Source organism: Rhizobium bangladeshense, from assembly GCF_001662075.1.
Lineage (GTDB): Bacteria > Pseudomonadota > Alphaproteobacteria > Rhizobiales > Rhizobiaceae > Rhizobium > Rhizobium bangladeshense_B.
Genome location: NZ_LYPL01000006.1, coordinates 79,625 through 104,257 on the forward strand (window position 1 = coordinate 79,625; position 24,633 = coordinate 104,257).

The 24,633-nt window shown below is 59.2% G+C and carries 28 protein-coding genes and 2 tRNA genes; 21 read left to right on the forward strand and 9 right to left on the reverse strand.

Going from position 1 to position 24,633, the window contains the following annotated elements; translation table 11 throughout:
* Positions 1 to 104: 104 nt before the first annotated feature.
* Positions 105 to 512 carry a low affinity iron permease family protein gene (locus A7X77_RS13875; RefSeq protein WP_064683484.1) on the forward strand — a complete coding sequence of 136 codons (408 nt, stop codon included), beginning with the start codon at positions 105 to 107 and terminating at the stop codon, positions 510 to 512.
* A 12-nt stretch (positions 513 to 524) separates the two neighbouring features.
* On the opposite strand, the gene A7X77_RS13880 is transcribed toward A7X77_RS13875, so the two are convergent.
* The 3 genes from A7X77_RS13880 to A7X77_RS33945 form a co-directional block, all read right to left on the reverse strand.
* The gene (locus A7X77_RS13880; protein ID WP_064683485.1) at positions 525 to 884 is read right to left on the reverse strand and encodes a low affinity iron permease family protein; all 360 of its coding nucleotides are present in this window, start codon (positions 882 to 884) and stop codon (positions 525 to 527) included.
* 239 nt (positions 885 to 1,123) lie between these two features.
* Positions 1,124 to 2,044, reverse strand: a complete 921-nt coding sequence (locus tag A7X77_RS13885; RefSeq protein WP_064683486.1) for a hypothetical protein — start codon at positions 2,042 to 2,044, stop codon at positions 1,124 to 1,126.
* Between the two features lie 461 nt (positions 2,045 to 2,505).
* Positions 2,506 to 2,736, reverse strand: a complete 231-nt coding sequence (locus A7X77_RS33945; protein WP_064683487.1) for a hypothetical protein — start codon at positions 2,734 to 2,736, stop codon at positions 2,506 to 2,508.
* 286 nt (positions 2,737 to 3,022) lie between these two features.
* On the opposite strand from A7X77_RS33945, the gene A7X77_RS13895 reads away from it, so the two are divergent.
* From A7X77_RS13895 to A7X77_RS13915, 8 genes are all read left to right on the forward strand, one after another.
* Positions 3,023 to 3,202, forward strand: a complete 180-nt coding sequence (locus tag A7X77_RS13895; RefSeq protein ID WP_064683488.1) for a hypothetical protein — start codon at positions 3,023 to 3,025, stop codon at positions 3,200 to 3,202.
* Between the two features lie 149 nt (positions 3,203 to 3,351).
* Complete coding sequence (locus A7X77_RS13900) at positions 3,352 to 3,555, forward strand: CsbD family protein (RefSeq protein WP_064683489.1); 204 nt, start codon at positions 3,352 to 3,354, stop codon at positions 3,553 to 3,555.
* 388 nt (positions 3,556 to 3,943) lie between these two features.
* A complete protein-coding gene (locus A7X77_RS32320) occupies positions 3,944 to 4,249 on the forward strand; it encodes a hypothetical protein (protein ID WP_082928808.1) in 306 nt (101 codons plus the stop codon).
* A 280-nt stretch (positions 4,250 to 4,529) separates the two neighbouring features.
* Positions 4,530 to 4,715 carry an Arm DNA-binding domain-containing protein gene (locus A7X77_RS34280; RefSeq protein WP_348626297.1) on the forward strand — a complete coding sequence of 62 codons (186 nt, stop codon included), beginning with the start codon at positions 4,530 to 4,532 and terminating at the stop codon, positions 4,713 to 4,715.
* Entirely contained in the window at positions 4,633 to 5,406 is a 774-nt protein-coding gene (locus A7X77_RS13905) for a tyrosine-type recombinase/integrase (RefSeq protein WP_245293749.1), read from the forward strand. The genes A7X77_RS34280 and A7X77_RS13905 overlap by 83 nt, the downstream gene beginning before the upstream one ends.
* On the forward strand, positions 5,403 to 5,714 hold the full coding sequence (locus A7X77_RS33950; RefSeq protein ID WP_245293750.1) for a tyrosine-type recombinase/integrase: 312 nt from the start codon (positions 5,403 to 5,405) through the stop codon (positions 5,712 to 5,714). Before A7X77_RS13905 ends, A7X77_RS33950 begins: the two co-directional genes overlap by 4 nt.
* A gap of 515 nt (positions 5,715 to 6,229) precedes the next feature.
* Positions 6,230 to 6,436: a helix-turn-helix transcriptional regulator gene (locus A7X77_RS13910; RefSeq protein ID WP_064683490.1), complete on the forward strand. Its 207-nt coding sequence runs from the start codon at positions 6,230 to 6,232 to the stop codon at positions 6,434 to 6,436.
* 93 nt (positions 6,437 to 6,529) lie between these two features.
* Positions 6,530 to 6,853 carry a hypothetical protein gene (locus tag A7X77_RS13915; protein ID WP_064683491.1) on the forward strand — a complete coding sequence of 108 codons (324 nt, stop codon included), beginning with the start codon at positions 6,530 to 6,532 and terminating at the stop codon, positions 6,851 to 6,853.
* Between the two features lie 196 nt (positions 6,854 to 7,049).
* Here A7X77_RS13915 and A7X77_RS33955 read toward each other — a convergent pair whose 3' ends face one another.
* Positions 7,050 to 7,235 carry a hypothetical protein gene (locus tag A7X77_RS33955; protein ID WP_082928809.1) on the reverse strand — a complete coding sequence of 62 codons (186 nt, stop codon included), beginning with the start codon at positions 7,233 to 7,235 and terminating at the stop codon, positions 7,050 to 7,052.
* Positions 7,236 to 7,872: 637 nt separating this feature from the next.
* On the opposite strand from A7X77_RS33955, the gene A7X77_RS13925 reads away from it, so the two are divergent.
* Entirely contained in the window at positions 7,873 to 8,382 is a 510-nt protein-coding gene (locus tag A7X77_RS13925; protein ID WP_245293751.1) for an HNH endonuclease, read from the forward strand.
* A 431-nt stretch (positions 8,383 to 8,813) separates the two neighbouring features.
* On the opposite strand, the gene A7X77_RS13930 is transcribed toward A7X77_RS13925, so the two are convergent.
* Together A7X77_RS13930 and A7X77_RS13935 are read right to left on the reverse strand one after the other, a co-directional pair.
* Complete coding sequence (locus tag A7X77_RS13930; RefSeq protein ID WP_064683493.1) at positions 8,814 to 9,758, reverse strand: hypothetical protein; 945 nt, start codon at positions 9,756 to 9,758, stop codon at positions 8,814 to 8,816.
* A 138-nt stretch (positions 9,759 to 9,896) separates the two neighbouring features.
* Positions 9,897 to 9,971: transfer RNA gene (locus A7X77_RS13935), tRNA-Asn, on the reverse strand.
* A gap of 117 nt (positions 9,972 to 10,088) precedes the next feature.
* On the opposite strand from A7X77_RS13935, the gene A7X77_RS13940 reads away from it, so the two are divergent.
* Both A7X77_RS13940 and A7X77_RS13945 read left to right on the forward strand, forming a co-directional pair.
* The gene (locus A7X77_RS13940) at positions 10,089 to 10,406 is read left to right on the forward strand and encodes a PGPGW domain-containing protein (RefSeq protein WP_064683737.1); all 318 of its coding nucleotides are present in this window, start codon (positions 10,089 to 10,091) and stop codon (positions 10,404 to 10,406) included.
* Positions 10,407 to 10,501: 95 nt separating this feature from the next.
* On the forward strand, positions 10,502 to 10,789 hold the full coding sequence (locus tag A7X77_RS13945; protein WP_064683494.1) for a hypothetical protein: 288 nt from the start codon (positions 10,502 to 10,504) through the stop codon (positions 10,787 to 10,789).
* A gap of 55 nt (positions 10,790 to 10,844) precedes the next feature.
* On the opposite strand, the gene A7X77_RS13950 is transcribed toward A7X77_RS13945, so the two are convergent.
* On the reverse strand, positions 10,845 to 11,183 hold the full coding sequence (locus tag A7X77_RS13950) for a KTSC domain-containing protein (protein WP_064683495.1): 339 nt from the start codon (positions 11,181 to 11,183) through the stop codon (positions 10,845 to 10,847).
* A gap of 259 nt (positions 11,184 to 11,442) precedes the next feature.
* Here A7X77_RS13950 and A7X77_RS13955 point away from each other — a divergent pair.
* The 7 genes from A7X77_RS13955 (at position 11,443) to exoR (ending at position 20,007) form a co-directional block, all read left to right on the forward strand.
* Positions 11,443 to 11,516: transfer RNA gene (locus A7X77_RS13955), tRNA-Cys, on the forward strand.
* Between the two features lie 465 nt (positions 11,517 to 11,981).
* Complete coding sequence (locus A7X77_RS13960; RefSeq protein WP_197486835.1) at positions 11,982 to 12,647, forward strand: protein-L-isoaspartate O-methyltransferase family protein; 666 nt, start codon at positions 11,982 to 11,984, stop codon at positions 12,645 to 12,647.
* A gap of 364 nt (positions 12,648 to 13,011) precedes the next feature.
* Positions 13,012 to 13,881 carry a PopZ family protein gene (locus tag A7X77_RS13965; RefSeq protein WP_064683496.1) on the forward strand — a complete coding sequence of 290 codons (870 nt, stop codon included), beginning with the start codon at positions 13,012 to 13,014 and terminating at the stop codon, positions 13,879 to 13,881.
* Positions 13,882 to 13,998: 117 nt separating this feature from the next.
* The gene (locus A7X77_RS13970; protein ID WP_064683497.1) at positions 13,999 to 16,842 is read left to right on the forward strand and encodes a valine--tRNA ligase; all 2,844 of its coding nucleotides are present in this window, start codon (positions 13,999 to 14,001) and stop codon (positions 16,840 to 16,842) included.
* 400 nt (positions 16,843 to 17,242) lie between these two features.
* Positions 17,243 to 18,490 (forward strand): OmpP1/FadL family transporter, encoded by a 1,248-nt coding sequence (locus A7X77_RS13975; protein WP_064683498.1) that lies wholly within the window; start codon positions 17,243 to 17,245, stop codon positions 18,488 to 18,490.
* Between the two features lie 238 nt (positions 18,491 to 18,728).
* Positions 18,729 to 19,190, forward strand: a complete 462-nt coding sequence (locus A7X77_RS13980) for a hypothetical protein (protein ID WP_064683499.1) — start codon at positions 18,729 to 18,731, stop codon at positions 19,188 to 19,190.
* Positions 19,191 to 19,209: 19 nt separating this feature from the next.
* Complete coding sequence (gene exoR / locus A7X77_RS13985; RefSeq protein ID WP_064683500.1) at positions 19,210 to 20,007, forward strand: exopolysaccharide production regulator ExoR; 798 nt, start codon at positions 19,210 to 19,212, stop codon at positions 20,005 to 20,007.
* A 62-nt stretch (positions 20,008 to 20,069) separates the two neighbouring features.
* Here exoR and xth read toward each other — a convergent pair whose 3' ends face one another.
* Both xth and erpA read right to left on the reverse strand, forming a co-directional pair.
* Positions 20,070 to 20,861 carry an exodeoxyribonuclease III gene (gene xth, locus A7X77_RS13990; protein ID WP_064683501.1) on the reverse strand — a complete coding sequence of 264 codons (792 nt, stop codon included), beginning with the start codon at positions 20,859 to 20,861 and terminating at the stop codon, positions 20,070 to 20,072.
* Between the two features lie 125 nt (positions 20,862 to 20,986).
* The gene (gene erpA, locus A7X77_RS13995) at positions 20,987 to 21,319 is read right to left on the reverse strand and encodes an iron-sulfur cluster insertion protein ErpA (protein WP_064683502.1); all 333 of its coding nucleotides are present in this window, start codon (positions 21,317 to 21,319) and stop codon (positions 20,987 to 20,989) included.
* A 220-nt stretch (positions 21,320 to 21,539) separates the two neighbouring features.
* On the opposite strand from erpA, the gene A7X77_RS14000 reads away from it, so the two are divergent.
* Both A7X77_RS14000 and argS read left to right on the forward strand, forming a co-directional pair.
* Entirely contained in the window at positions 21,540 to 22,757 is a 1,218-nt protein-coding gene (locus A7X77_RS14000) for a deoxyguanosinetriphosphate triphosphohydrolase (protein ID WP_064683503.1), read from the forward strand.
* Between the two features lie 63 nt (positions 22,758 to 22,820).
* Entirely contained in the window at positions 22,821 to 24,578 is a 1,758-nt protein-coding gene (gene argS / locus A7X77_RS14005) for an arginine--tRNA ligase (protein ID WP_064683504.1), read from the forward strand.
* The last annotated feature ends 55 nt before the right edge of the window (positions 24,579 to 24,633 follow it).

Genomic DNA, 24,633 nt, shown 5'->3' on the forward strand with positions numbered 1-24,633 from the left:
TTGGAGATTGACCAGAGACAGGGCCGGACGGCATGAGGAACTTCCGCCAGGATCTGGAGTTGATTTGTCGAATGACAGCATTGACGACGCGGGAGCCTTCTCAAATGTCGAACAAATCCAACTTCTTCTCTTCTTTCGCAACCGCCGTCGCCGAGCTTTCGGGAAGGCCATACACCTTTGTCGCCGCTCTGGCGCTCGTATTCGTCTGGGCGGTTACCGGACCCTATTTCGACTATTCCGAAACCTGGCAGCTTGTGATCAACACGACGACCACCATCATTACCTTCCTGATGGTGTTTGTGTTGCAGAACAGTCAGAACCGTGATGGAAAGGCTCTGCAGGCCAAGCTCGACGAGCTCATTCTCACGAGCCAGGCCGCCAATAAATTCGTCGGCATCGAAAAGCTGGATGAGGGCGAACTGAGGGAAATGAGCAAGACGCTCGCTGAAAAGGCCGAGTGCGTCGAGGAGAAAGCGGAGGAGAAATCTGACGCAGAGGCAACATCCGCATAAATCCGTCGCGCTTCAGGCTTGCTTTTCCGAAGCCTGGACTTGGTGTTGCAGGCGCATAGCGTCGATTGCGTCGGCATCTTTCTTCTCGGCCGCAATCCAGTGGTTGCCCGCCTCGCTTGAACGGATCAGTTCGTCGAGCTTGGTATGGAGCGCCTTCGTGTCTCGATTTTGGGCGTGTTGCAGCAGCAGCACTACAAAGAACGAGGTGAGCGTGCACAAAGTATTGGTCAGCAAAAACCACCGCCGAGGAAAGGAAAAGTTCAGACCGATCGCCGTCCATATGACAACGAGCGCGATCAGCGCGACGGGCAGCACACGATGTCCTGCCCAGGACACGGCGAGGTCAGAAATCTGTCGAAAGCGCCAGCGCATACGGCTCTCCACAGCTGCTGTAATCAGAGATGGAGCACATCGGAACCTTGTCCACTAGCCGAACCGTGGCGAGCCACGAAGGTTGGAACCGACGAATTCATGCTCCGCGACCGCCCTATGTTCGGCGCGAGCGAAGCCTATGGCAAAAGCGGCCGCCTGGATGACAGCTCATCCGACCTGAGAGAGCCAGGGGTGTTCACATGGGGGCACAGCATTTCCGCGCCCCCATTTTTCATCCTCTACACCCGGGGGGTGACGATGAGATCTTCCTCTTCGTCGCGTTGCGATCCTCCGAGAGCCGCGGCCGCAGCTGCGATGAAAGCACCGACCAGAAGCGAGAGGGATCCAAGCAATGCCGTGGTTGACGCGGCCTTGCGTGCCTCGTCGGCAGCCTTCTGGGTGGCGACCTTAGCGTCATCGACACGTTTCAGAACCGTGTCGACGCGGGCGCGCGCATCGGCTTCGGAAAGACCGGTCCGCGCAGAGACGATGGTGGCAAGATAGGCCTTGTCCTCATCGGGAATTTGCCCCTCGGCGGCGCCGTTGAGGAGAATGCGGGAGACTTCCGATGTCGCCGCGACATCATTGGATGTGGCCGCCGCACGCGCCTGATCAGGACGCAGCAAGGCGTCGGTGAAATAGGCGGTGGAAAGATCCAGAGGCGACGTTGCTGACGATGCGGCTGCCGTACCGGCGGCTGTGGCAGTGGAACCCACCGCCTGTGCGGCCGATCCGACCGCCTGTGCGCCGGCGCCGGCGAGCGATGTCAGCGACGATGCGAGGAACCCGGCGACAAAGATCGTCGCCAGAGCCCAGCTTAAGAACCCATGTGCTGTGTCACGGAAGAACACCTCATCGGTGCGGACGGCCGCCCATTTTGTCCGCAGGCGGCCGGTAACGTAGCCCCCGAGTGCGGAGGAGAGCCATTGCACGACCACGAGCCAGATCGCCGCCGTGATGCCAAGTGTGCCGAGCGAACTGCTTTGCCCCGACCAGGGCGACACCATCGTCAGCCCAAGCCCAGATCCCAGAAGCAGAAGGATGAGGGTCACCCCGATGGCGGCGGCCGCGCCGCCAAAGATAGGTCCCCATGTCATGGCGGATTTGGAAGATTCAACCGGAGCAGCAACCTCTCCGGAACCTGTCATTGAGACCGACATGATCCGCTCCTATCTCATAAACAACGCTAGAAGAATGATGATAGGCAGTGGGACACCGAGCAGCCAAAGTAGAATACCGCGACCCATGAGAGACCTCCTGTCAAAGTCGACGTTACGTGGTTGATGCCACACAACTTTTCTGCACGGTGTTTGTTCCCGGCCGACGCCGGAGTCGCTTCGAAACGCGCCGTCTCTTCAATCGCGGGGCAGCATTTGAAGGAACAGCGGATTGCCGGAACGGTTGTCGCATCGCTGGCATTTGAGGCGCTTGGAGAGCTCCGCGAGAGACAGGTCCTGGCCACAGCGCCGGGCAACGTCCCGCCGCTCGATAAGCGTTTGGCGCCGGCATGCGCGGCAACGGGCATAAATGACGAACCACTGTGGTAAGGTTCTTAGCGTTACCTTGTCGATTTCGACCGCATAGTGATCAGGGGGTACCAGCCCGATGCCGCGACGATGTTTCATAGCCCTGCGACATCGGTTGTCCGCTCAGCTGTCATGCTGCGGCTCATTCCCCTGTCTCCAAGGGCAAGCTGAAGTCGCAGATGACGGCAATCCAGCAACAGCGTCGTCATGGCGGCACGTATGTCCCCATCGTGAAAGGCGACGACTGCGTCGACTTCTCCTCTCAGCGCTTCTTCTGCCAGTTTCTCAGTTGTCTGCGGACGCACGACCTCGATCTCCTTTAGCATTCCAACCAGGTTTTTATCTGCCGCCGCACCGATGTTCCTATTATGTTCCGGTCGCCCTTCGTGTCAAGCACGACCCGCGATGCTACAGAGGCGCCAATAGCGGCTGCTCGCACGCAAATGCCTGGCGAACAGAGAATCTGCGCGGCTGGAACTAACGTCGGTTGACAGAGCGCCTATATTCTAGGCGCAGGATGATTCGGACGCGGCGTGAGCTCTGGAAAACTCTCCCGATTTTCCTGGGGGAAAAGCTCTCGCGGTTGGGTCCAGCGGAAATGGGAGAACATCGATGAACAGATTTCGGGCATTTGCAGTCGCCGGAGCAATCACTCTTGCCGTCATTGCCTCCGCCTGCTCGACGCCGCCGAATTCCTATGGCTCGGCGTCCGGATATCAACCGGGAGACTCGATGAACCCGGCCTGCGCCGACGGCTTCCGACCTGGCGACGGCCGTTCGTGCAGCTATTAGCGGCAGGACAGGTTCCAAATCGGGTGCCGATCCTGACCTGTGTGGACGAATGTCAATAATGTCGATCAAGCAATGGTCGGCAGCTCGACGAAGCGGAACACTTATCGTTCGCCTCCGTTCCTCTATTCTGACGATAGGAGGAAATAACCATGGATTGGAACCGCGTCGAAGGTAACTGGAAGCAGATGAGAGGCAAGGTCAAGGAGCAGTGGGGCAAGCTGACCGACGATGACCTTGACGTCATCGATGGTAAGCGCGATCAGCTCGAAGGCAAGATCCAAGAGCGCTACGGCTACGAGAAAGACCGTGCCAAGAAAGACATCGATGACTGGTATAGTCGCCAAACTTGGTAATCGCCATGCACCGGGGCGGGGACTCCGTCGGTCTTCGGTCCGGTGATTTGCCGCGCCTATCCAAAATGCTTATTCTCGACGTTCAAACTTGCTTGGGGCCCGCCTCGTTCCGCGAGTGCGGTGAGCGCCGAACCCCAAAAAAAGCCCCGCCGAGACGGGGCAAGTTCTGACAAACGAATCACACGGAGGAACACCGTGCGATCCTACTGTTTTAACGAAGGGGCGCTTGCAAAGTTCCGGTCGGACTGAGATCTTCGCTACACGCACAAGTAATAGTTAGGACTTGCATCGCGCCGGCCGATCTCTTTCTGGAAAGTCCACGGCGGAGAGCCGTTCATGTTAGGTTAATGCCTATTAACCCAGACTCGCGGGCTGAAAGGATGCCCCGATGAACAAGCTTTTCCCCGCAGTCGCAGCGACAGTCTTGGCCGCATGTTTCGCTCTGCCGCTGAACGCCACTCCGATCGCAGTGCCAAAAGCAGTAGCTATGCACACCGCTGATGTCGAGCAGGTCAAACACCGTCGTCATGGCAATGGACATGCGTACGGCCACTGGAAGAAGCGCCGGTACGCTCACCGCGACTGCCGGTACTACGACTCGTGCTACCGTCCGCGGTATTATCGCGACTATTACGGCTATCGCGACTATTACCCCCGCCGCCGTTCAGGTGTGAGTGTGTATTTCAATTTTTAGTTGGCAGTGCCCGGGCCATTTGAGCCGTCGGCGCGAATGCCGGCGGTCTAAAACGGAGGGAAAGTTGGGAAAAAAGCCCCTGCTTTCGGATTGTCACAAAAAGGCGCTTACTTGAAAAATGGCTCCCCGGGCCGGATAAATTTTGCGGCCCAAGACGTCCATATTGAAAACGTGCGGCTCGATAGTGCATTGTTTTTGCTTGGATAACTTGTCCATTGCGTCCACGAAGCCTATTTATAGCGCGTACCCCAAGTGCGGGGAAATTGTGGGGAAGGATAGGATGGGGAGCCATACCAAGAACGTTCTGACTGTGAAGTCCATAGCGGCTAGCAAGGCAGCGAAGCTGCGCGACGGCGGCGGCCTTTACCTCGTGACGAAGGGCGATGGGCGATATTGGATCTTCAATTATAGCTACGCCGGCCGACGGCGCGAAATGGGCTTGGGCCACTTCACACGATTGGGCTAGCGCCGCAAGGGATAAGGCAGATGCGGCGCGGGCTTTGGTGCGGCAAGGAATTGATCCGGTTGCGGAGCGCAAGTCTGCCCAGGCGGCAGCTCCGAAGAAAATTACATTTGGAGAGTATGCCGACGCCTTCATTGATGCAGCTGTTAAGGCTGGCCGGTGGCGTGGTGCAAAAACTGAGGCGAGGTGGCGCAACCTGCTTGAGAACCATGCGGCGGCGATCAGGAACAAGTTGCCAGCCGACATCACCAACGCGGACCTCGTACACACTCTGAAACCTCTTTGGGGCGGCAAACAGGAAACAGCAGAAAAGCTGCGTGAGGCCGTTGAACGGGTGCTGGACGCCGCCAAGGTCGAGGGGCACAGGAGCGGCGGTAACCCGGCGGCATGGCGAGGGAACCTTGAGCACGTGCTGCACAAACCCGACGAGTTGACCACTCGAACACATTACGCCGCGATGCCGCACAGCCAGGCGCCAGCCTTCGCGAAGGCGCTTAAAGCAGTGCCCGGCGTGACCTCAAAGGCGCTCGAGCTTGCGGTGCCTACTGCCTGCAGATCCGGCGAGGTGCGCGGTGCGGTTTGGCCCGAATTTGATTTAGCTAAGAAGATCTGGACCATTCCAGTTATTCGAATGAAGGGCGGAAAGAGCACCGTGTTCCACTTTCCGAACAGGCGATCGAACTCCTTGAAGTGATGAAGAAGCAGTCAGTCAACGAGTTCGTCTATCCAGGCGTGAGGAATGGAAAACAATTGTCTGATGCCAGCCTCGGCAAGGCACTGGTAACCGCAGGCGGTGGACAATTTACCGTCCATGGATTCAGGAGCGCGTTCCGCGACTGGGCGACGGACGTCGCACATGCTCCGCGCGAGATCGCGGAAGCTGCGCTTGCTCACGCGGTCGGCGATGCGGTCGAGCGGTCGTATGCGCGGTCGGACGCACTGGAGCGGCGGCGCACCCTTATGCAGGAATGGGCGGATTTCCTCCTGCCGCACGGACATTGAATTCGACCCTCTTCTTCGTTATATTTCCGGGAACCTGAGGGGTGGCTAGACCCCTCCGGCCCCCAGTTAACGGCCGATGGAGATCGTCACTCTCCACTTGCCGAACCGGACTTGAAGGGTGAGCTTAGCGCTCATGGGTGCCCCCTAGTCCTACCGAAGAGGGATTGCTTCGGTGGAATTGTTGCAACACCAATTTTGGTGGAAAAATCAGGCCGCCGAGCTCGTCACTTCGGCGGCCTTTTTCTGTGCCGGCGAGACGCCTCGGCGATGGGCAAGCATCTGTCCAAAGTAACCAAATTGACAAACATGTATGTTTACGCCAACATCATAGTTGTAAGAGGCGTGGCTCCATAAGCCCACGTCTATAGCTAGCAGCATCGCTGCCGAGCGTGCCGGGCACGCGGCGCTATATCGCGTCGGTCAACAGTAACCCGGCTGATGCCGGCTTTCCTCCCCTTTCGATTTCACCGTTTTGGCCGACGCTTGGACTCCGTCCGCGTCGAAGAGGAAACCCAATGAACACTGCAAACGACAACATCCCGGCACTCATCTCGCTAAAAGACGCATACCGACTGACCAGCATGTCCAGAACAATGCTGAACCGATACCGCGCCGATGGTCGCTTTCCGGTAGCCGTTGACCTGGGCGATCGACGGCTAGCCTTCATCAGGAGCGAAGTCGCCGATTGGATCCAGTCCAAGATCGCTGCCCGGGCGGCCTGATTTCTGAACAATACGGCCACCTCCGCCGACATAGCTTCCGCCACCACATCACCACCAGCTGCCGACCGGCCACGCGCCGGCGAGAGGAGACACATGCGCATTTCTGAAATTCAAGGTCCGTCCCTTACCGAAGTCATCGCGTTCACCATGATCGAGAAACCCGAAGATGTCGCGATCGTTGAGTGTACAGCTGCCAATCGCATGGCTACTGTCCGCGGCTGGTATGGCTGGCAGGTTGCCGACGTCGAAGTCGTCGATGACGCTGATGAACTGGTGCGCCTTACCATCTGCGCCCAGCCCGTCGGCGCCGGATACCGGGAAGAGGCAACATTGACGTTCCTCACCGATCGAGTGGCAAGCGTCGATCAGCGCGCCTTGACGCATTCCTCGCGGCTTGCGGCGTATCGGAGCGCGTAGACGACACCCGCGAAATCAAGGGTCGCTACTTCGCAACCAAGAATCGCGGCCGAGGCGCCAGAGACTTCGGACCGCTGACCAACGCGATGGTTGGCTGACCATGATAGTCGCCAACATGACGCCTGCTGCCAATTCGGGCGGCGGGGTGATGAAGATCGTTGCGACGGACGCTCGGCCAGCGATGAGCCGGGCATAACTATCTAAACTTCGGCGCACGTTTGGCGTTGTACAGGAGTTCGCATGCGGTCGCGAATGGTCCAAATAGCCGGAGTAGCCTCGTTTCTTCTTCATCGTCCAATCGATGCCGCGAGCAGAACTCCGTCACCGACCAGACCTTAGTTGCCATATTTGAATCTGCATTTTCCGGCTCGATGCGTTCCATAGAAATTCCCCCCTCCAAGGGAGAACACTACTAAATCCTAATTTAGAAGTAAATTAAATACAACAACGCTGGCGCGATTTTGGAGGAGACTGAACGCTTGAGTTATTCGGCGGTTCCTGATGGCCGCTCCCCAGAGGCTGCTGCCTACCGATATCCATGATCATCGGGGGCGCAATCGTCCCCCTCGGCGCGGACGCTGCAAACCCGCGAGTTCGCCGGGCGAGCCTCTTTCCTATTCGTCTTGCGTTGATGCCTCTTGCTGCCGCGCAAGCAATTCGCGGATGATCTGATCGCCCAGGTGACGGGTGTTTTTTGGCGTTCCTGTGCTGTTAAGATGATCTATGCCGAGTTCGATCGACAGCTCGCGTAGAAGAGGTAATGCGGGGTGACTATCTGGCCATTCCGCAGGACCTGAACAGTGCCGTTCTCGTACTGGCGGATAATATGCTCACCGACGACGGCCTCCTTGGTGACCAGCAAGTCGTTCCTAGGCAAGGTGTCGGCCTGCGTTGGGGATTTGGTTGGCAAGACAAATTTCCTCGCCAGTTGCGCATTGCTACCTTGGCCTGGTCTGCAGGAGCATCCAGCAACGTCTCAATCGCCAATTCTTTGGCGTTGATCTTTAGGACCATCACCCGTGGCAGGTCAGCCGCTCGACGACTTCCCATTCTTTCGGAATGTGATCGCCGAGTACGCCCGGTCGGAGTGGTCATCTCACCAGCTTGAGCTCGCCGCGATGCTTGCTCGCACCATGGCTGACCTGACGCGAGAGCAGAAACTTTTGCGCGACGAAGGCGGCGTTGCCTACTCCGAAAAAGGCACGCCGGTCGCAAACCCGCGAAAATCAATCGTGCAGAACCGCATCAAGATACGCCAGAAGCAGGGCTGCTGCTGCTGCTGTTACTGCCTCCAGCCGATGGTTCTGAGTGATCGGCCACCGTGGAAGCAGCCGCCGAATGCCGAGACGCTGGAGCACTTGCGCCGGCGGGCCGACCGCGGGCGCAACAATCGGGACAACATCGCCTTGGCATGCAAGCGCTGCAACGAGGAGCGTGGCGCCATGGATTGGCTCTTATATACGACGTACCGCCGCGGGGAACTTTGGGAATTAATTGAAGCTGCGGCGCCGAGCGCGCCGCGTAGATAGCCGGTGGCGGCCGGCTGCCTGCCCGTCGGCGAGCCGCATCGTCGGCGGGCAGAACTCACTGCCATGCCACCACAAGCGCGCCGTCGGCCTCACCAGCCGGCGGCTTTTCCGTTTCTCGCTGCTGTAGTAAAGAGGAAAGATGAACAGCACCACCATCCATCTCCGACAGAAACGCGTGCGCCATCGGGGCGCACCGACTTCGTTCGGAGATCACCATGCATCACAAGAGAAAGCGACCGCGCATAGCCGCCTGCGGGCTGTGCAAGCCGCATAAAACCAACGGCAACTGCCCGCGTCATAAAAACATGCAGTGGGGCAATCTGCGCCGCTACCTGTCTGGATCTGACCAGCTTCGCTGCGCGGGGATCAGGGTATCGGACAGGGAGGGGAATTATAAGCAGTAGTTGGATTGGCCTCGCCTTCGGGCGGGGCTACGGATTCTTATCAAGCGGAGCTGGAGTGCTTTCTGTCGCAGATTTGAAATACGCGACGGTCGTCTCGATCCACTCCGCTCCAGGCACCTTGCCGAAAGCTGCGAGAGCACCGGCCGTGGTGGCGGCCAGAAGAGTTGCGATGATAGCTTTAGCTACGAGCTTGCGACCCTCGCTGGCAACTTCCTTGGCGAGCGCAGATTTAGCTGCGAGGGACCATAGGTTTTGCAGAGTGCCGGTAAGAGCAAGCACGTCGCGTTTGTCAGCCGCTTTGTCTTGCGTCCAGCCCACCACAGTATCGAGAGCGGCCGCTACATTAGGATCTGTGCCCTGTTGCGCCCTAAGGTCCCGTACTAAAGCGATGGTGCTTTGGGCAAGTGCGGCGACGGAGTCTCGATCTATGTCCGCCGCATTCTCACGGAATACCCGCCAATCTTCAAACTGCGACGCCGCAGCAAAGACCAGTTCGACGTGTGATCGCAGTAGCTCGAAAAGCGTGGGGGACAGTTCCTCGACATCCCCTTGCAAGACACGTCCACATGTCTGGTTGTACATCCCGACCTGAATGATGTTAGAGCGGGCCTCGAGCTTGTCCTGGAGTGACTTGAACGCTTCCCTCAAGCGAGGCGAACAGTTCGACTGAGCCAGCTGCTCACCAACATAGACGCCCTTCTCGGTGGCCGCTTCCAATGCTGCAGCGGCGATGTCCCTATCGCGCTCTCGAGTTCTAAGAGGCTGATCAACCACGACGACGCGTTCGCCTTCGAAGCCAAACTGAAAAGCTGCCGGCTTCTGACCGGGCACTGCCTGAAGCACATCCTCTGGGCCTAGGCGATTAAGGCCGAACTTCATGCCGAGCAGCAGATTACGCAAACTCGATCGGTCCGTATCATTAATCGGGATGGCACCGCGAACGCTGAGGGAGTGTACGGTGATGAATGGCATGGCGCTAGAAGATCCAGCACGGTCGAAGTTATCCACAGGAGTCGAACCGCAGAACGCGCGTTTCAAAAGGGGGGAGAGCGGGGAAGTAAGTGCCTGCCTTCGGATTTCTCAACAAAAACAGGCACTTATTTCTAGAAATGGCTCCCCGGGCCGGATTCGAACCGGCGACCTGTCGATTAACAGTCGAATGCTCTACCGCTGAGCTACCAGGGATCACTGCTTGGCGCGGTGTGAGTGGGCTAATACAAATGCTTGCCCGATTTGCCAAGCGGTTTTTTCAAAAAAATGAAATGAACTTGTATTTGGGTGGCCTATGCCCATCTCTTGGAAATGACAAATAGGGATGATCTCCGGGACAGCAAGGGCAGCGAGAAGCGCAGGGTGCAGGCACGGCGCTTCGGCATTGATCACGCAAGCCACAGGCTTATGCTCGGCTCCTTCAGCATCGGTATGCCGCGTTCGCGCGTCGGACGGATGGCAATCGGCATGGCCCTCGTCTTGTGCGGCTTGCTGGGCTTTCTTCCGATCCTCGGTTTTTGGATGCTGCCGCTCGGCCTCTTGGTGCTCTCGCATGATCTTCCCATAGCGCGCCGGCTTCGGCGCCGGCTGGCCGTCTGGTGGCACAGGCGGCGAGGGCCGGCCGGGTGAGGCGGTTGCCGCAGAGCTCCGCGGAACTGTGGATCGCATTTCGCATTCGTGATTTATGGAGCTCCAAACGCGCCACGATAGTCCGGGGTGAGGTAATGAAGGTGTTCCTGATTGTCGTCCTGTCAGCGGCGGCGATTCTTTCGGCAGGCTCCGCGGGAGCCCAGGCCGTCGACAGCCGCGGATTTGATGCCAGCGGTATCTGCCGCCGTCCGGAAGGCTGCGTCATCGATCAAGGCCAGGGCGGCGGCTATAGCGGGCCTCGCAACTATCGCAATTTTAACGGCCGTAATGAGCGCGACGGCGAGAACGACCGTGGCCGGGATGATCGCCGCTACCGCTCCCGGAGCAGGACCTCTCTTGCGACGGTTAGCATCGTTGCCTGATTGCGCGCTGCAGGCTGTCGGGATCGAGACGCATGGATCCAGGGCGCATGCGGTTCTAATTCGATCTCAGTTGGCTTTCCTCGAAAACCACGTCATGGCCCGGATCGAGGTCGGTTGCCATCAACAGGCTGCAGGCGGCCAGCAGCAGAACGAGCTTCAGTCCGTAGGAGATCATCGAGATCGGCCCTCGGCGAGCCGGCGAGACGCGCGATGGGGCGATATAGTACTGGTAATAGAAATGGGGATCGTTCGTTTCCAGCAGGTTCTGGTAGACATGTGGCGGAATGTCGGCATGTCGTACCGCCGCGGAACCGGAGAACTTTACGCGGAGATCGCCGGTTTCGGCATTATACGCCGCACGACCCTGATTTGACTTGAGGGCAGCCCATTCCATACAGCAGCTCCTATAACCTCCCGGGGCGGAAAATGGCGGGCAGGCGTTCGAAGTCAAGTTAAGAGCTGGTTCAAATGCTGTGGTTGGTTCGAAACAGGACGTGATCGCCGAGATGAAGTTCAGCTTGGGCCGGGGCCTGTCCCGGGATGGAAAATGGTCTTCTCGGCTGTGGCGGAATGGCGTTTTTCCAAAATGCCCTCTTGCGATTTCCTTACGATCATTCTAAACGCTCGCCACGGCTCAGATGATGAGCGCGTGAGGCCTCGTGGCGGAGTGGTGACGCAGAGGACTGCAAATCCTTGTACCCCGGTTCAATTCCGGGCGAGGCCTCCAATTTCTCCCCACCGCTGATAAATGATTGCGAAACCTCGATAATTTCGAGACGATCGCGCGTCGCCCGCTCCAGCTTATTTCAGGCGGCGTGCGCAGCCCGCCTCCGCCCGCATCAGATTCTGGCCGGCGCCATCAGAGCCATGCCGGAGCGCGCTCTCTTCAGGTCGTTTCACCGTCCAGCAGCCCGCAGCAGAAGATGCCGATGAGCGCTGCGAGGATGAAGAAATCGAACAGCGTGAGATATTCGAAAATCGCAGACATGGCCTGCTCCTCCTATTTCCTCGGCTGCAAATCATACCATGAAGGGGCCAGGGATTCCACGTTTGGGCTGCGGCCTCTTGCCCCCCGTGGCGCCAAAGAGGCGTCCGCCGGATTCTTTTCGCCGACTGCTGCCAAGCCTTGAAAGCATCCGTGTCGGAGATTAAGAGACAGGGGACAGGAACCGCTTTTCAAGAGCGAGAGGACATGATGGATTTCGAAGCAGCGCGCGCAAAGATGGTCGACAACCAAGTTCGCACGACGGACGTTACCTCGCATTCCGTGCTGACTGCGTTTCTCACGGTGCCGCGTGAGGCTTTCGTACCGGAGAAGGCAAAGCTCCTGGCCTATGTCGATAACGACGTCGAGATCTCCGCTGCTGCCCCGGGCAAGCCGGCCCGCTTCCTGATGGAAGCTTCGCCGCTCGCCAAGCTGCTGCAACTGGCGGCCATCAGCAAGGATGATTTCGTTCTCGAAGTCGGCTGCGGCACCGGTTACACATCGGCGCTGCTGTCGATGATCGCCGGCTCCGTCATCGCGCTCGAATGCGACGAGGCGCTGGCCGCCGAGGCGAAGGCAAAGCTTGCCGGCTACGGCAAGGTGGAAGTCGTGACCGGGCCACTCGAAAAGGGCTACCCTGCCGGCGCTCCCTATGACCTGATCTTCATCAATGGCGCGGTCGAGGAAGTTCCGGCCGCTCTTCTCGGTCAATTGCGCGATGGCGGCCGTCTGGTCACGGTCGAGGGTCATGGCAATGCAGCCCGCGCCAAGGTCTTCGTCGCCGAGCGCGGTGCCATTTCGGAGAATGTCTTCTTCAACGCTTCGGTCAAGCCGCTGCCGGGTTTTGCCAAGGCGCGCGAATTCGTTTTCTGAGGCTGTTCTCCGCGGTGAATTTCAGCGACGGGCGCCGATGGCGCCCGTTTTTATTGCGCGCCGCGTGTCTTTTCAGGCGTGCAAAGGACGCCGTGACAGCTTGAATCGGCGCATCCGCCCGCAAGATCGCTTCGGATTTCCGGGCGGATTCGTTCGCGCTGCCGGAAACCCTTCACAAACATCATTTATCCTGACGCCTTAGCCGCGAAATGCCGGCGGCAATCATTCGGTAACAAAACTGTGCATGGCCGCATTCATTTGATTCGCGATGATTTTTTTCACGTCTGGGGTATTCTAAGGTCGTGGTGATTCGGATGAACGCTCCACACCATCCGGTCGTTGTTTTGGGATAACGGGGATAGATATGGCTCAGCCAAGTGTAGCGCGTGAACCGTCCATGGAAGAAATTCTGGCCTCCATCCGCCAGATCATCGAAAGCAATGAACCCGGCGCCGGAAAGGCGATTTCCGCATCCCTGCCGCCGGTTTACGGCTCCGACGAGGACGTGAACGGCTCCGAGATCCATCTGACCGTGGATGACACCTATGCCGGCGTCGAGTTTCCCGAACCGATCATGCGCTCTTCCGACCCGCGTTTCGTCGCCGCCAATTCGGCCGGGACCGCCCCCGAGACGGAAGCGCCGGCCCGCGCGTTGTCGCTTGCCGATGTCGCCGCCCGCGTGCGCGCCGCCTCAGAGCGCAGCGCCGTGCAGGCCGGTCAGGCCCTACGGGAAATTCCGAGCGGCTTCCGTCAGCCCGAACCGCAGCCGGCCGTGACGCCGGAACCGTCGCGCGCTACGGCGCCGCAGCCGCAGCCGGTCCAGCCTGTTTCCCCGGCCGCTGCCGCACCCGTTCCGCCGCATGGCGTTCAGCAGCCGGCCGAGCCGGCTCCTGTCGAAACGCCACGGGTCGCCGTCGCCGAGCCGGCCGCGGTCGTCGAAACGGCGCTGCCTGCCTTGGAGCCCGCCGGTCCGTCGACCGAGCGCTTCCTGCCGAGCGTTGTCGATGAGGTCCAGCCGACGCTTCTCTCCGAAGATGCCGGTCTGCAGATCAGCCGTTCCTTCGAGGAGCTTGCTGCGGCGATCGACGGCGCGGAGCGCCGTTCGCTGGATGAAATCGCAGAGGACATGCTGCGCCCGATGCTGCGCGAATGGCTCGATGATAATCTGCCGACGCTGGTAGAGCGGTTGGTGCGCGAGGAAATCGAGCGCGTGGCGCGCGGCCCGCGCCGCTGATCGGATTGCTTTTTCTTGGAAAAGCCGCTCCGGTCTCCGGGGCGGCTTTTTTATTGACTTGGCCGTGGCCATCCTATTTACAAACGCCACCCTCGAACCTCGAAAACTGGTCAGAAAATGCTCGACAAGACCTATGATTCCGCCGCCGTCGAACCAAAAATCGCAGCGAAATGGGATGAAGAGGACGCCTTCCGCGCCGGCACCAACGCCAAGCCCGGGGCCGAGACCTTCACCATCGTCATCCCGCCGCCGAATGTCACCGGTTCGCTGCATATGGGCCATGCGCTCAACAACACGCTGCAGGACATCCTGGTGCGTTTCGAGCGCATGCGCGGCAAGAACGTGCTCTGGCAGCCGGGCATGGATCACGCCGGCATCGCCACGCAGATGGTCGTCGAGCGCAAGCTGATGGAACAGCAACTGCCGGGCCGCCGCGACATGGGCCGCGACGCCTTCATCGACAAGGTCTGGGAGTGGAAGGCTGAATCGGGCGGCCTGATCTTCAATCAGCTGAAGCGCCTGGGTGCCTCATGCGACTGGTCGCGCGAACGCTTCACCATGGACGAAGGCCTGTCGAAGGCCGTTCTCGAGGTCTTCGTCACGCTCTACAAAGAAGGCCTGATTTACCGCGACAAGCGCCTGGTCAATTGGGATCCGAAGCTGCTGACGGCGATTTCCGATATCGAAGTCGAACAGCACGAGGTCAAGGGCAATCTTTGGCACCTGCGCTATCCGCTGGAAAAGGGCGTCACCTACCAGTACCCGATCGCTTTCGATGAGGAAGGCAAACCGACCGAATTCGAGACGCGCGATTATGTGGTTGTCGCAACAACACGGCCCGAGACAATGCTTGGCGATACCGGTGTTGCCGTCAATCCGGAAGACGAACGCTACCAGGGCATTGTCGGCAAGCATGTCATTCTGCCGATCGTCGGCCGCAGGATTCCGATCGTTGCCGACGACTATGCCGATCCGGCCGCTGGCAGCGGCGCGGTGAAGATCACGCCTGCGCATGATTTCAACGACTTCGACGTTGGCAAGCGCGCAGGCCTTCGCATCATCAATATCATGAATGGCGACGGCACGATCACCATCAAGGACAATGAGGATTTCCTCGAAGGTCTCGATAATCCGGCGGCGCTGCACGGCGCCTGGGATCGCCTGGAAGGGCAGGATCGCTTCTTTGCGCGCAAGGTCATCGTCGAGATTTTCGAAGAGGCCGGTCTCGTGGAAAAGATCGAGCCGCACAAGCACATGGTCCCGCACGGCGATCGCGGCGGCGTGCCGATCGAGCCGCGGCTGACCGAGCAATGGTATGTCGATGCCAAGACGCTCGCCGAACCGGCGATCGCTTCGGTTCGCGAAGGCCGCACCCGAATGGTGCCGAAGAGCTGGGACAAGACCTATTACGAATGGATGGAAAACATCCAGCCCTGGTGCGTTTCCCGTCAGCTCTGGTGGGGTCACCAGATCCCCGCATGGTACGGCCCGGACGGCCAGGTCTTCGTCGAAAAGACGGAGGAAGAGGCGTTGCAGGCGGCGATCCAGCATTACCTTTCACATGAGGGGCCGATGAAGGCCTATGTCGAGGACCTCCTCGAAAACTTCAAGCCGGGCGAGATCCTGACGCGGGACGAGGACGTGCTCGACACGTGGTTCTCCTCCGCTCTCTGGCCCTTCTCGACACTCGGCTGGCCGGACGAAACGCCGGAACTCGCCCGTTATTATCCGACCAACGTTCTCGTCACTGGCTTCGACATCATCTTCTTCTGGGTCGCCCGCATGATGATGATGGGCCTGCACTTCATGAAGGATGAGGACGGAAACCCCGTTGAGCCCTTCAATACCGTCTATGTCCACGCGCTGGTGCGCGACAAGAACGGGCAGAAGATGTCGAAGTCTAAAGGCAACGTCATCGACCCCTTGGAACTGATCGACCAATACGGTGCCGATGCGCTGCGCTTCACCCTGGCGATCATGGCCGCACAGGGCCGCGACGTGAAGCTCGATCCGGCCCGCATCGCCGGCTACCGCAATTTCGGCACCAAGCTCTGGAACGCCACGCGTTTTGCCGAGATGAACGGTGCAAAGAGCGATCCGCATTTCGTGCCGGAGGCGGCCGAACTCACCATCAATCGTTGGATCCTGACGGAACTTGCCCGTACGGAACGTGACGTTACGGAAGCGCTCGAGGCCTTCCGCTTCAACGATGCCGCCGGCGCGCTCTACCGCTTCGTCTGGAACGAGGTCTGCGACTGGTATCTCGAGCTGCTGAAGCCGGTCTTCAACGGTCAGGATGCGGGCGCCAAGGGCGAAGCCCAGGCCTGCAGCGCCTATGTTCTTGAAGAGATCTACAAGCTGCTGCACCCCTTCATGCCCTTCATGACAGAAGAGCTCTGGGCGCATACGGCAGGTGAAGGCAAAGAGCGCGACACGCTGGTCTGCCATGCCGAATGGCCGTCGCCGTCTTACGCCGACGACGCGGCTGCCGACGAGATCAACTGGCTGATCGACCTCGTCTCCGGCATCCGTTCCGTGCGCGCCGAAATGAACGTGCCGCCGTCGGCGACAGCGCCGCTCGTCGTCGTCAAGGCCAACAACCTGACGCGCGAACGGCTGTTCCGCCACGACGCCGCCATCAAGCGGCTCGCGCGTGTCGAGGCGATATCGCTGGCTGACGATGCGCCGAAGGGAGCAGCCCAGATCGTCGTCGCCGAGGCCACCGTCTGCCTGCCGCTCGGCAATCTGATCGACCTCTCCGCCGAAAAGGCGCGTCTCGAAAAGGCGATTGCGAAAATGGAAGGCGAAATGTCGCGCATCGACGGCAAGCTCTCCAACGAGAAGTTCGTCGCCAACGCCAATCCCGAAGTGGTCGAGGCCGAGCGCGAGCGTTTAGAGGAACTGAAGGGGCAGATGGCGAGCCTGAAGATCGCCCTTTCCAGGGTGAGCGAAGCCGGATAAGTTTCTTCGCCCATTTTGGTAAGTTATTTCAAAGACGCGCCCGGCCTCGGGCGCGTCTTTTGTCGTTCCGGGCGCCTCGTGATTCGGCCTTGAAAGGGGTTGATTTCAGGCGCTCAGCCTGTGGATTGTGGCCCTACAGGCATCCTGCGGGCGAAAACTGCCACTGTTGTCGGATTGATACAGCTTCCGCAATGTTTGGAATGAAAACCCAAAAGCCAGGCTGAAACCCAATGGTTTCGGAATAAAATTTTATTAACCAGTTTTTTTGACGTGTCCGTCAATTTCTTTACGTAAGTTGGCCACTGCAATGCTCGGGAGCGCTGCCGTGGGCTGCGTTGCCATGTCAGGCGAACACTTACTAGAGTGGCGTCACATCAATTGCTGGAGTGGGGGAGACACAATGGCATCGCGTAGGTTTTCCAAGGGCGTAACGTCGCTCGTTCTTCTTTCGTCGCTTGCATCGCCGGCCTTCGCCGGCGGCTTGGAACGCGGCGGCTACAATATTGATCAACTGTTTGATACGTCGCCTTTTTCGTTCCAGTCGGGCGTTACCTACGTCACCCCGCAGCGCAAGCTGAAGGACGTCCGCGACACGAATACGTCGATATTTACGGGCGGTGGCAATCTAAACAGCCGCCCGAACAGTGCCGACGAGACCTCGAATTACACTATCCCCTATATTGGCTTTAAGGCTGGTTTCGGCGACGCAATCGACTGCCTTGTCGATTATTCCGAACCCTTTGGCGGCCATTCCGATCCGGGTTTGAACTGGGCTGGCGCCAACGACAACATCGAAACGGAAATCAAGACCCGCAACTATGGCGGCACTTGCTCCTATCGTTTTGACGTCGGTCCCGGGCAGCTTCGCTTTATCGGCGGCGCCTTCTATCAGGAAGTCGAGGGCTTCAAGGAACGTCTGGTTTCAACGCTTCCGCTTCTGCTCGGCACCGGCACCGGCGTCGGTCGCCTTGACCTCGAAGACAGCGGCTGGGGCTGGCGCGCTGGTCTTGCTTACGAGATCCCGGAATATGCTATGCGTGCGAGCCTGGTTTATAACAGCCGCGTCAAGTACGACGACTTGACCGGAACTGTTGATCTGCGTCAGGTTCCGGTTGTGCCGATATATGGCGGCCTAATCACGCCCGTGTCTGGTTCCGCAGAGGCTCCGGACTCTCTGGAGCTGAAGGTTCAGACCGGTATAGCTCCGGATTGGCTTGCATTCGGATCGGTTAAATGGACGAATTGGAGCGTCCTGCAGTCGGTAGCATTCTGCCCGACCAACGGCCTGTCGTGCCCCGCGGGTGGTCTGACCTCGCTCGACCTTCTTTATCGTGATGGCTGGACGATCTCCGGTGGTGTCGGCCACAAGTTCACGGATCAATGGGCCGGTGCGGTCAGCCTGACCTGGGACCGCGGCACCAGCCATGGCTACGGTGCGCAGACAGACAGCTGGACGCTGGGTGTCGGTGCAGCCTACACGCCGACCGAACATATCGAATGGCGCATCGCCGGCGCCGTGGGTCTGTTGACGAGCGGTTCGTCCGGCGTTCTGACCCAGGACGGCGTCACCTATGGAGATAAGGTCTCCTATTCCTTTGGCAACGATCTGGTCACTGCACTGTCGACGAGCCTAAAGGTTAAGTTCTAATACTCCGATTTGAAGAATTGAAAGCCCGGCCCTGTCGGGCTCTTCTATTTTTGCGCCCGTTAATCATACTTATTCATACTATTCCCGCGCCGAATTTGTGACGATTCAGCAACACTTTTTCACGACGGTTGGCATATGGTGGCGGCGGGGCGATTTTGTCTATTTCCCGCCACAAAGAGGGCGCAGCGCTATTGGCAGGCGACGAGACGGCAGACTGAAGGTGCGTGTAAAGAGTAGCATGGGTCGATTTTTTTCCGGCAACAACAGATCATGCGACGCGATTGGCGACAATCGTTCGATTGCGGCTGTTTCGCTTTTTGAACAAGGCTGTTCCGGCCGCAGATCAGACCTTGCAATGAAGTTGTCGATTCATCCAATGCCGGTTTTTTCGACCCGCGCGCCTGAGCGGCGCTGCTTTGGCGGAGAAGCCGATACTGGTTTCGTCACATTTGCTGTTTACGAAAGCAATAAGGGCAGGAAGGCGGATGCCGCGCCTGCCAAAGGAATGCCAGGCAGATTGCAGTCGGGCCATGCCGGGAGCCGGGTGGTTCTAGATGACATGCCGAAAATTCGGCCGGGAAAAGGCCAATGGGCTGGATGCGACGCGGGCAAAGGAGCCATGGAGCTCGCCGCGGGATCGCTCGCCTCGAATGAATACATCCACGGTCTGCCCGGCGCCGGCGCCGGCTGCCTGCGATGAACGAAAGAAATCGGTTGAAATGGTAACGTCCGAGTTCAAATTGTTCAAATTCATGCTGATGGGTTTAGGAATCGCGTTGGCAATGTCCGGCCCGGTTCGCGCTTTCGACATCAAAAGCGACGTCAGCAAGGAATCCGGTCCCTTCGACCTCTTCAAGTTCGGCTTCAAGGCCTATAAAAACGGAAAGAAGGAGGAGGCGGTCGAAGCTTACAAATACGCCGCCGAAAAAGGCCATACCGGTTCGCGCTGGGCGCTCGCCAATATGTATGCCGACGGCGACGGCGTGACCCAGGATGATTTCGAAGCCTTCAAGATCTACAGTGAGATTGCCCAGCAGGGTGTCGAACCCGGCTCGGAAGACACCGGCTTCTTCGTCAACGCGCTTCTCTCGCTCGCCAATTACTACAAGCACGGCATATCGGGCAGCCCGGTCAAGATTGATCTCACCCAGGCCCGCCAGCTTTATTTCCAGGTGGCCTCCACCTTTGGCGTTCCCGAGGCGCAGTTCCAGCTGGCGCAGATGATGCTGGCCGGCGAGGGCGGCAAGGCCAGCCCGCAGCAGGCGAAGAAATGGTTGAACCAGGCGCGCAAGAGTGGCCATCCCGGCGCCATGGCGGTTTTCGGAAATATTCTCTTCGATGAAGGCCAGACGGCGCGCGGTCTGGCGCTGATGACCGCCGCTCTCGACCGCTGCAAGCCCAAAGACTGCGGCTGGATGGAAGCGCTGCAGGAGCAGGCCTTCTCGGTTGCGAACGAGGCCGACCGCCGCACGGCGGTATCGCTGTCCCATGCCATCGCGAGCGGCTCCGACGACTGAAGCCTGCCATATGCAGCGCCCGGTCGCGCGTTTGCAATGAGCAGTGCTATGGGCTGCGAATATCAGGCCGCAAAATCGAAATGGGCAACGACAGGCACGTGGTCGGATGGCTTTTCCCAGGCCCGCACATGTTTTTCGATCGCCGCCGACGTCATTCGATCGGCAGCCTCCGGCGATAGCAGCAGGTGGTCGATGCGGATGCCGTTGTTCTTCGGCCACGCACCCGCCTGATAGTCCCAGAAAGAATAGAGCTGCGTTGCATCCGTCGTCGCGCGCACCGCATCGGTCAGCCCGAGGTTTTCGAGCCTGCGGAATGCCTCCCGCGTCTGCGGCAGAAACAGCGCATCGTTTTCCCAGACCTTTGGGTCGAAGCAGTCGTGCGGCTCGGGAATGACGTTGTAATCGCCGGCGAGCACCAGAATTTCCTCATAGGCGAGGCGCTCGGCCGCAAAAATCCGCAGACGCTCCATCCAGGCGAGCTTGTAGGGATATTTCTCGGTTTCGACCGGATTGCCGTTCGGCAGATAGATGCAGCAGACGCGTAGAATGCGCGTGTCCGGCAGCGTGAACACCGCCTCGAGGAAACGGGACTGTTCGTCCAGCGCATCACCGGGCAGGCCGCGGTTGACTTCGGAAGGCGAAGTCTTGGAGAGGATCGCCACACCATTGAAGCCTTTCTGGCCGTGCGTCTCGACGTGATAGCCGAGCGCCTCGATCTCCAGCCTGGGAAAACCTTCGTCGATCGTCTTGATCTCCTGCAGGCAGACGATATCGGGATCGGAATCCTTGAGCCATTGCGTCAGATTGTCGATGCGCGCCTTGACGCCGTTGATGTTCCAAGTCGCGATCTTCATCTCTTCGTCCTGTTTCTCTGCGTGCGCTTCTTTTATCGCGGTCTTTCACAACAGGACAAGACGATAAACCGGCCGGAAGCGCTTCTTCGGCCGGTTCGTTCGCACAGCGAAATGTTTCTGGATGGTCAGATCGAGAAGCTGGTGCCGCAGCCGCAGCTTGCCACCGCATTCGGGTTCTTGATCTGGAAGGATTGACCAAGCAGATTATCGACGAAGTCGATCTCCGAGCCCGCCATGTAGACGAGCGACAGGCTGTCGATCAGCACTTTCGCGTCGTTCTTTTCGACGACGACGTCGTCGTCGGCCACGCTGTCGGCAAGGTCGAACTTATAGGAAAAGCCCGAACAGCCGCCGCCTTCGACCGAAACGCGGAGCGCGCTCTTGCCGGCCTCCGCGCCGATGATCGCAGCGATGCGCTTTGCCGCGGCATCTGAAAGGGTTACACTCGTATCCGTCATGTTTCCTCCTGCCGGGGTCAAGATCCGGAGAGAATGGGTTTTGGCACTGAAATGTTCAAATGCCTGATATCAAAAGAACTTACCATGAGCTTCGCAAAAAGGCCATGATGTGCGAAACGGTCGGCGGGCGCCTCTTTGCCGTTTCGTCGGGCTATAGGTATGAACAGGGCAGAGCGGCGTCAATGGGCAGATGCGGCAACGGGCAGAATGACGGTGAAGTATGACGGTTGACAGGCGGGCTTTGGGTTTCGGCAACAGCGAAAGGGCGGTCTATGCGGCGGACCCCTGGACGACGCGCGGGCGTCTCTACCAGGAGGATGAAAGTCCGACGCGATCCGATTTTCAGCGCGACCGCGACCGCATCGTCCACACGACGGCCTTCCGCCGGCTGAAGCACAAGACCCAGGTCTTCATCGCCCAGGATGGCGATCACTACCGCACCCGGCTGACGCATACGATCGAGGTGGCGCAGATCGCCCGCGCGCTCGCCCGCGCCCTGAAACTCGACGAGGATCTGGCCGAGGGCGTGGCGCTCGTGCACGACTTCGGCCACACGCCGTTCGGCCATACCGGCGAGGACGCATTGCACGAGGTGCTGCTGCCCTATGGCGGCTTCGACCACAATGCCCAATCGCTGCGCATCGTGACCAAGCTGGAACGGCGTTATGCCGAATTCGACGGCATCAACCTGACGTGGGAAAGTCTTGAAGGCCTCGTCAAGCACAATGGTCCGCTGCTGACGCCGGATGGTGTCGGCACTCGCGGCCCGGTTCCGCAGCCGATCCTCGATTATTGCGAACTGCACGATCTCGAGCTTGCAACCTACGCCAGCCTTGAGGCCCAGGTCGCGGCGATTGCCGACGATATCGCCTATAATACCCACGATATCGATGACGGCCTGCGCTCCGGCTACCTGACGTTCGACATGCTGGAGGAAATCCCGTTTCTGGCCGGGCTGATGGCCGAGGTGAGGGCGCGGTATCCGCATCTGGAGCCGAGCCGCTTCACTCACGAGATCATGCGCCGGCAGATCACCCGTATGGTCGAAGACGTGATCGGTGTCGCGCAGCAGCGTCTTTCAGTTCTTCGCCCCGAGAGCGCAGCCGACATTCGCGCTGCCGACCGGGTTATCGCGACCTTCTCCGACGCGATGGCCGAAACCGACAGGCAAATCAAGGCGATGCTCTTCAAACGCATCTACCGCAATCCCGATATCATGCGTATCCGCGCCGGCGCTGCCCAGATCGTCACCGATCTTTTCGGCGCCTACATGGCCAGCCCCAAGGAGATGCAAAGCCATTATTGGGTCGATCATATCGCCGGCCTCGCCGATGCGCCGAAGGCTCGCCATGTCGGCGACTATCTGGCCGGCATGACCGACACATATGCAATCAGTGCCCACAGGCGATTGTTTGACCACACTCCGGATTTGCGATAGGCAGCGGTCGCCCGCCGAAGGCCGATTTGCGCCTTTGGCACAGCCTATGCATGGAAGAGTGCGATGAACCTTTTTACCGACTTCGAAGCCAGGATCAAAACCGCCCTTGAACAGATCGATCTGGTCAGGGAAAAGCGATCCGAGCTCGATTTCGGCCGTATCACCGTCGAGCCGCCGCGTGATGCGAGCCATGGCGATGTTGCGACCAACGCCGCGATGGTGCTGGCAAAGCCGCTCGGGTCCAATCCTCGCGCGCTTGCCGACATCATCATCGCCAAGCTCAAAGAGGATGCCGACGTTGCCGATGTCTCGGTCGCAGGTCCCGGCTTCATCAACATCCGTCTCGCCGTCGGCTACTGGCAACGGCTGCTCGCCTCGATGATCGCCTCCGGCATCGACTACGGCCGCTCGACCCTCGGTGCAGGATGCAAGGTCAATGTCGAATATGTCTCGGCCAATCCGACCGGCCCGATGCATGTCGGTCATTGCCGCGGCGCCGTTGTCGGCGACGCGCTCGCCAACCTGCTCGCTTTTGCCGGTTACGGCGTCGAGAAGGAATATTACATCAACGACGCCGGCTCGCAGATCGACGTGCTCGCCCGCTCGGTCTTCCTGCGTTATCGCGAAGCGCTCGGGGAACGGATCGGCGAAATCCCATCCGGTCTCTATCCCGGCGATTATCTCGTCCCCGTCGGCCAGTCGCTTGCCGCCGATTACGGCGTGCGGCTGCACAACATGCCGGAAGAGCAATGGATGCCGATCGTCAAGGATCGCACCATCAGCGCGATGATGGTGATGATCCGGGAAGATCTGGCGGCGCTGAACGTCCATCACGATATCTTCTTCTCGGAACGCACCTTGCATGCCAATGGTGCGGCCGCGATCCGCACGGCGATCAACGACCTGACCTTCAAGGGTTACGTCTACAAGGGCACGTTGCCGCCGCCGAAGGGCCAGTTGCCTGAGGATTGGGAAGATCGCGAACAGACGCTGTTCCGCTCGACCGAGGTGGGCGACGACATGGACCGGCCACTGATCAAGTCGGACGGCTCCTACACCTATTTCGCCGCTGATGTCGCCTACTTCAAGAACAAGTTCGACCGCGGTTTCGACGAGATGATCTATGTGCTCGGCGCCGACCACGGCGGTTACGTCAAGCGCCTGGAAGCGGTTGCGCGTGGCGTTTCGGACGGTAAGGCGAAGCTGACGGTGCTGCTCTGCCAACTGGTCAAGCTCTATCGCAACGGCGAGCCGGTGAAGATGTCGAAACGCTCTGGCGATTTTGTCACGCTTCGGGACGTCGTCGAGGAAGTCGGCCGTGATTCGGTCCGCTTCATGATGCTTTACCGCAAGAATTCCGAACCGCTGGACTTCGATTTCGCCAAAGTGACGGAGCAATCGAAGGACAATCCGGTTTTTTACGTGCAGTATGCGCACGCCCGCTGCATGTCGGTCTTCCGGCAGGCGAGGGAGGCTTTCCCCGGCCTCGATCTTTCGTCTGACGATCTTGCGAAAGCCGTTGCTGGCATTGGCGATCCGGCCGAATTGCAGCTCGTCGCCAAGCTTGCCGAATTCCCGCGTATCGTCGAAGCAGCGGCTCAGTCGCAGGAGCCGCATCGCATCGCTTTTTACCTCTACGACCTCGCCAGTTCCTTCCACGCGCATTGGAACAAAGGTAAAGATCAGACGGAATTACGATTTGTTAATGATAAAAACCGAGAATCAAGTATTGCCAGACTTGGGCTGGTGTACGCCGTCGCGTCGGTTTTGAAGTCGGGACTTGCCATTACAGGCACTGCCGCACCTGACGAAATGCGATAACGTCACCATTTCCCCACAATGCGCTGGCATTTGAGCGTTGGCGTTTGCGAGTGGG

Excerpts from the sequence above, each read along its gene's own strand:
- xth (WP_064683501.1), bottom strand. The coding sequence starts at position 20,861 with ATGAAGATCGCGACTTGGAACATCAACGGCGTCAAGGCGCGCATCGAC.
- A7X77_RS13910 (WP_064683490.1), top strand. The coding sequence starts at position 6,230 with ATGAACACTGCAAACGACAACATCCCGGCACTCATCTCGCTAAAAGAC.
- A7X77_RS13895 (WP_064683488.1), top strand. The coding sequence starts at position 3,023 with ATGAACAGATTTCGGGCATTTGCAGTCGCCGGAGCAATCACTCTTGCC.
- A7X77_RS13930 (WP_064683493.1), bottom strand. The coding sequence starts at position 9,758 with ATGCCATTCATCACCGTACACTCCCTCAGCGTTCGCGGTGCCATCCCG.
- A7X77_RS13970 (WP_064683497.1), top strand. The coding sequence starts at position 13,999 with ATGCTCGACAAGACCTATGATTCCGCCGCCGTCGAACCAAAAATCGCA.
- argS (WP_064683504.1), top strand. The coding sequence starts at position 22,821 with ATGAACCTTTTTACCGACTTCGAAGCCAGGATCAAAACCGCCCTTGAA.
- A7X77_RS13980 (WP_064683499.1), top strand. The coding sequence starts at position 18,729 with ATGGGTCGATTTTTTTCCGGCAACAACAGATCATGCGACGCGATTGGC.
- A7X77_RS13880 (WP_064683485.1), bottom strand. The coding sequence starts at position 884 with ATGCGCTGGCGCTTTCGACAGATTTCTGACCTCGCCGTGTCCTGGGCA.
- A7X77_RS13875 (WP_064683484.1), top strand. The coding sequence starts at position 105 with ATGTCGAACAAATCCAACTTCTTCTCTTCTTTCGCAACCGCCGTCGCC.
- A7X77_RS33955 (WP_082928809.1), bottom strand. The coding sequence starts at position 7,235 with ATGGAACGCATCGAGCCGGAAAATGCAGATTCAAATATGGCAACTAAG.
- A7X77_RS13965 (WP_064683496.1), top strand. The coding sequence starts at position 13,012 with ATGGCTCAGCCAAGTGTAGCGCGTGAACCGTCCATGGAAGAAATTCTG.
- A7X77_RS32320 (WP_082928808.1), top strand. The coding sequence starts at position 3,944 with ATGAACAAGCTTTTCCCCGCAGTCGCAGCGACAGTCTTGGCCGCATGT.
- A7X77_RS13975 (WP_064683498.1), top strand. The coding sequence starts at position 17,243 with ATGGCATCGCGTAGGTTTTCCAAGGGCGTAACGTCGCTCGTTCTTCTT.
- exoR (WP_064683500.1), top strand. The coding sequence starts at position 19,210 with ATGGTAACGTCCGAGTTCAAATTGTTCAAATTCATGCTGATGGGTTTA.
- A7X77_RS33945 (WP_064683487.1), bottom strand. The coding sequence starts at position 2,736 with ATGCTAAAGGAGATCGAGGTCGTGCGTCCGCAGACAACTGAGAAACTG.
- A7X77_RS14000 (WP_064683503.1), top strand. The coding sequence starts at position 21,540 with ATGACGGTTGACAGGCGGGCTTTGGGTTTCGGCAACAGCGAAAGGGCG.
- A7X77_RS34280 (WP_348626297.1), top strand. The coding sequence starts at position 4,530 with ATGGGGAGCCATACCAAGAACGTTCTGACTGTGAAGTCCATAGCGGCT.
- erpA (WP_064683502.1), bottom strand. The coding sequence starts at position 21,319 with ATGACGGATACGAGTGTAACCCTTTCAGATGCCGCGGCAAAGCGCATC.
- A7X77_RS13945 (WP_064683494.1), top strand. The coding sequence starts at position 10,502 with ATGAAGGTGTTCCTGATTGTCGTCCTGTCAGCGGCGGCGATTCTTTCG.
- A7X77_RS13900 (WP_064683489.1), top strand. The coding sequence starts at position 3,352 with ATGGATTGGAACCGCGTCGAAGGTAACTGGAAGCAGATGAGAGGCAAG.
- A7X77_RS13960 (WP_197486835.1), top strand. The coding sequence starts at position 11,982 with ATGATGGATTTCGAAGCAGCGCGCGCAAAGATGGTCGACAACCAAGTT.
- A7X77_RS13915 (WP_064683491.1), top strand. The coding sequence starts at position 6,530 with ATGCGCATTTCTGAAATTCAAGGTCCGTCCCTTACCGAAGTCATCGCG.
- A7X77_RS13940 (WP_064683737.1), top strand. The coding sequence starts at position 10,089 with ATGACAAATAGGGATGATCTCCGGGACAGCAAGGGCAGCGAGAAGCGC.
- A7X77_RS13905 (WP_245293749.1), top strand. The coding sequence starts at position 4,633 with ATGGGCGATATTGGATCTTCAATTATAGCTACGCCGGCCGACGGCGCG.
- A7X77_RS13885 (WP_064683486.1), bottom strand. The coding sequence starts at position 2,044 with ATGTCGGTCTCAATGACAGGTTCCGGAGAGGTTGCTGCTCCGGTTGAA.
- A7X77_RS13950 (WP_064683495.1), bottom strand. The coding sequence starts at position 11,183 with ATGGAATGGGCTGCCCTCAAGTCAAATCAGGGTCGTGCGGCGTATAAT.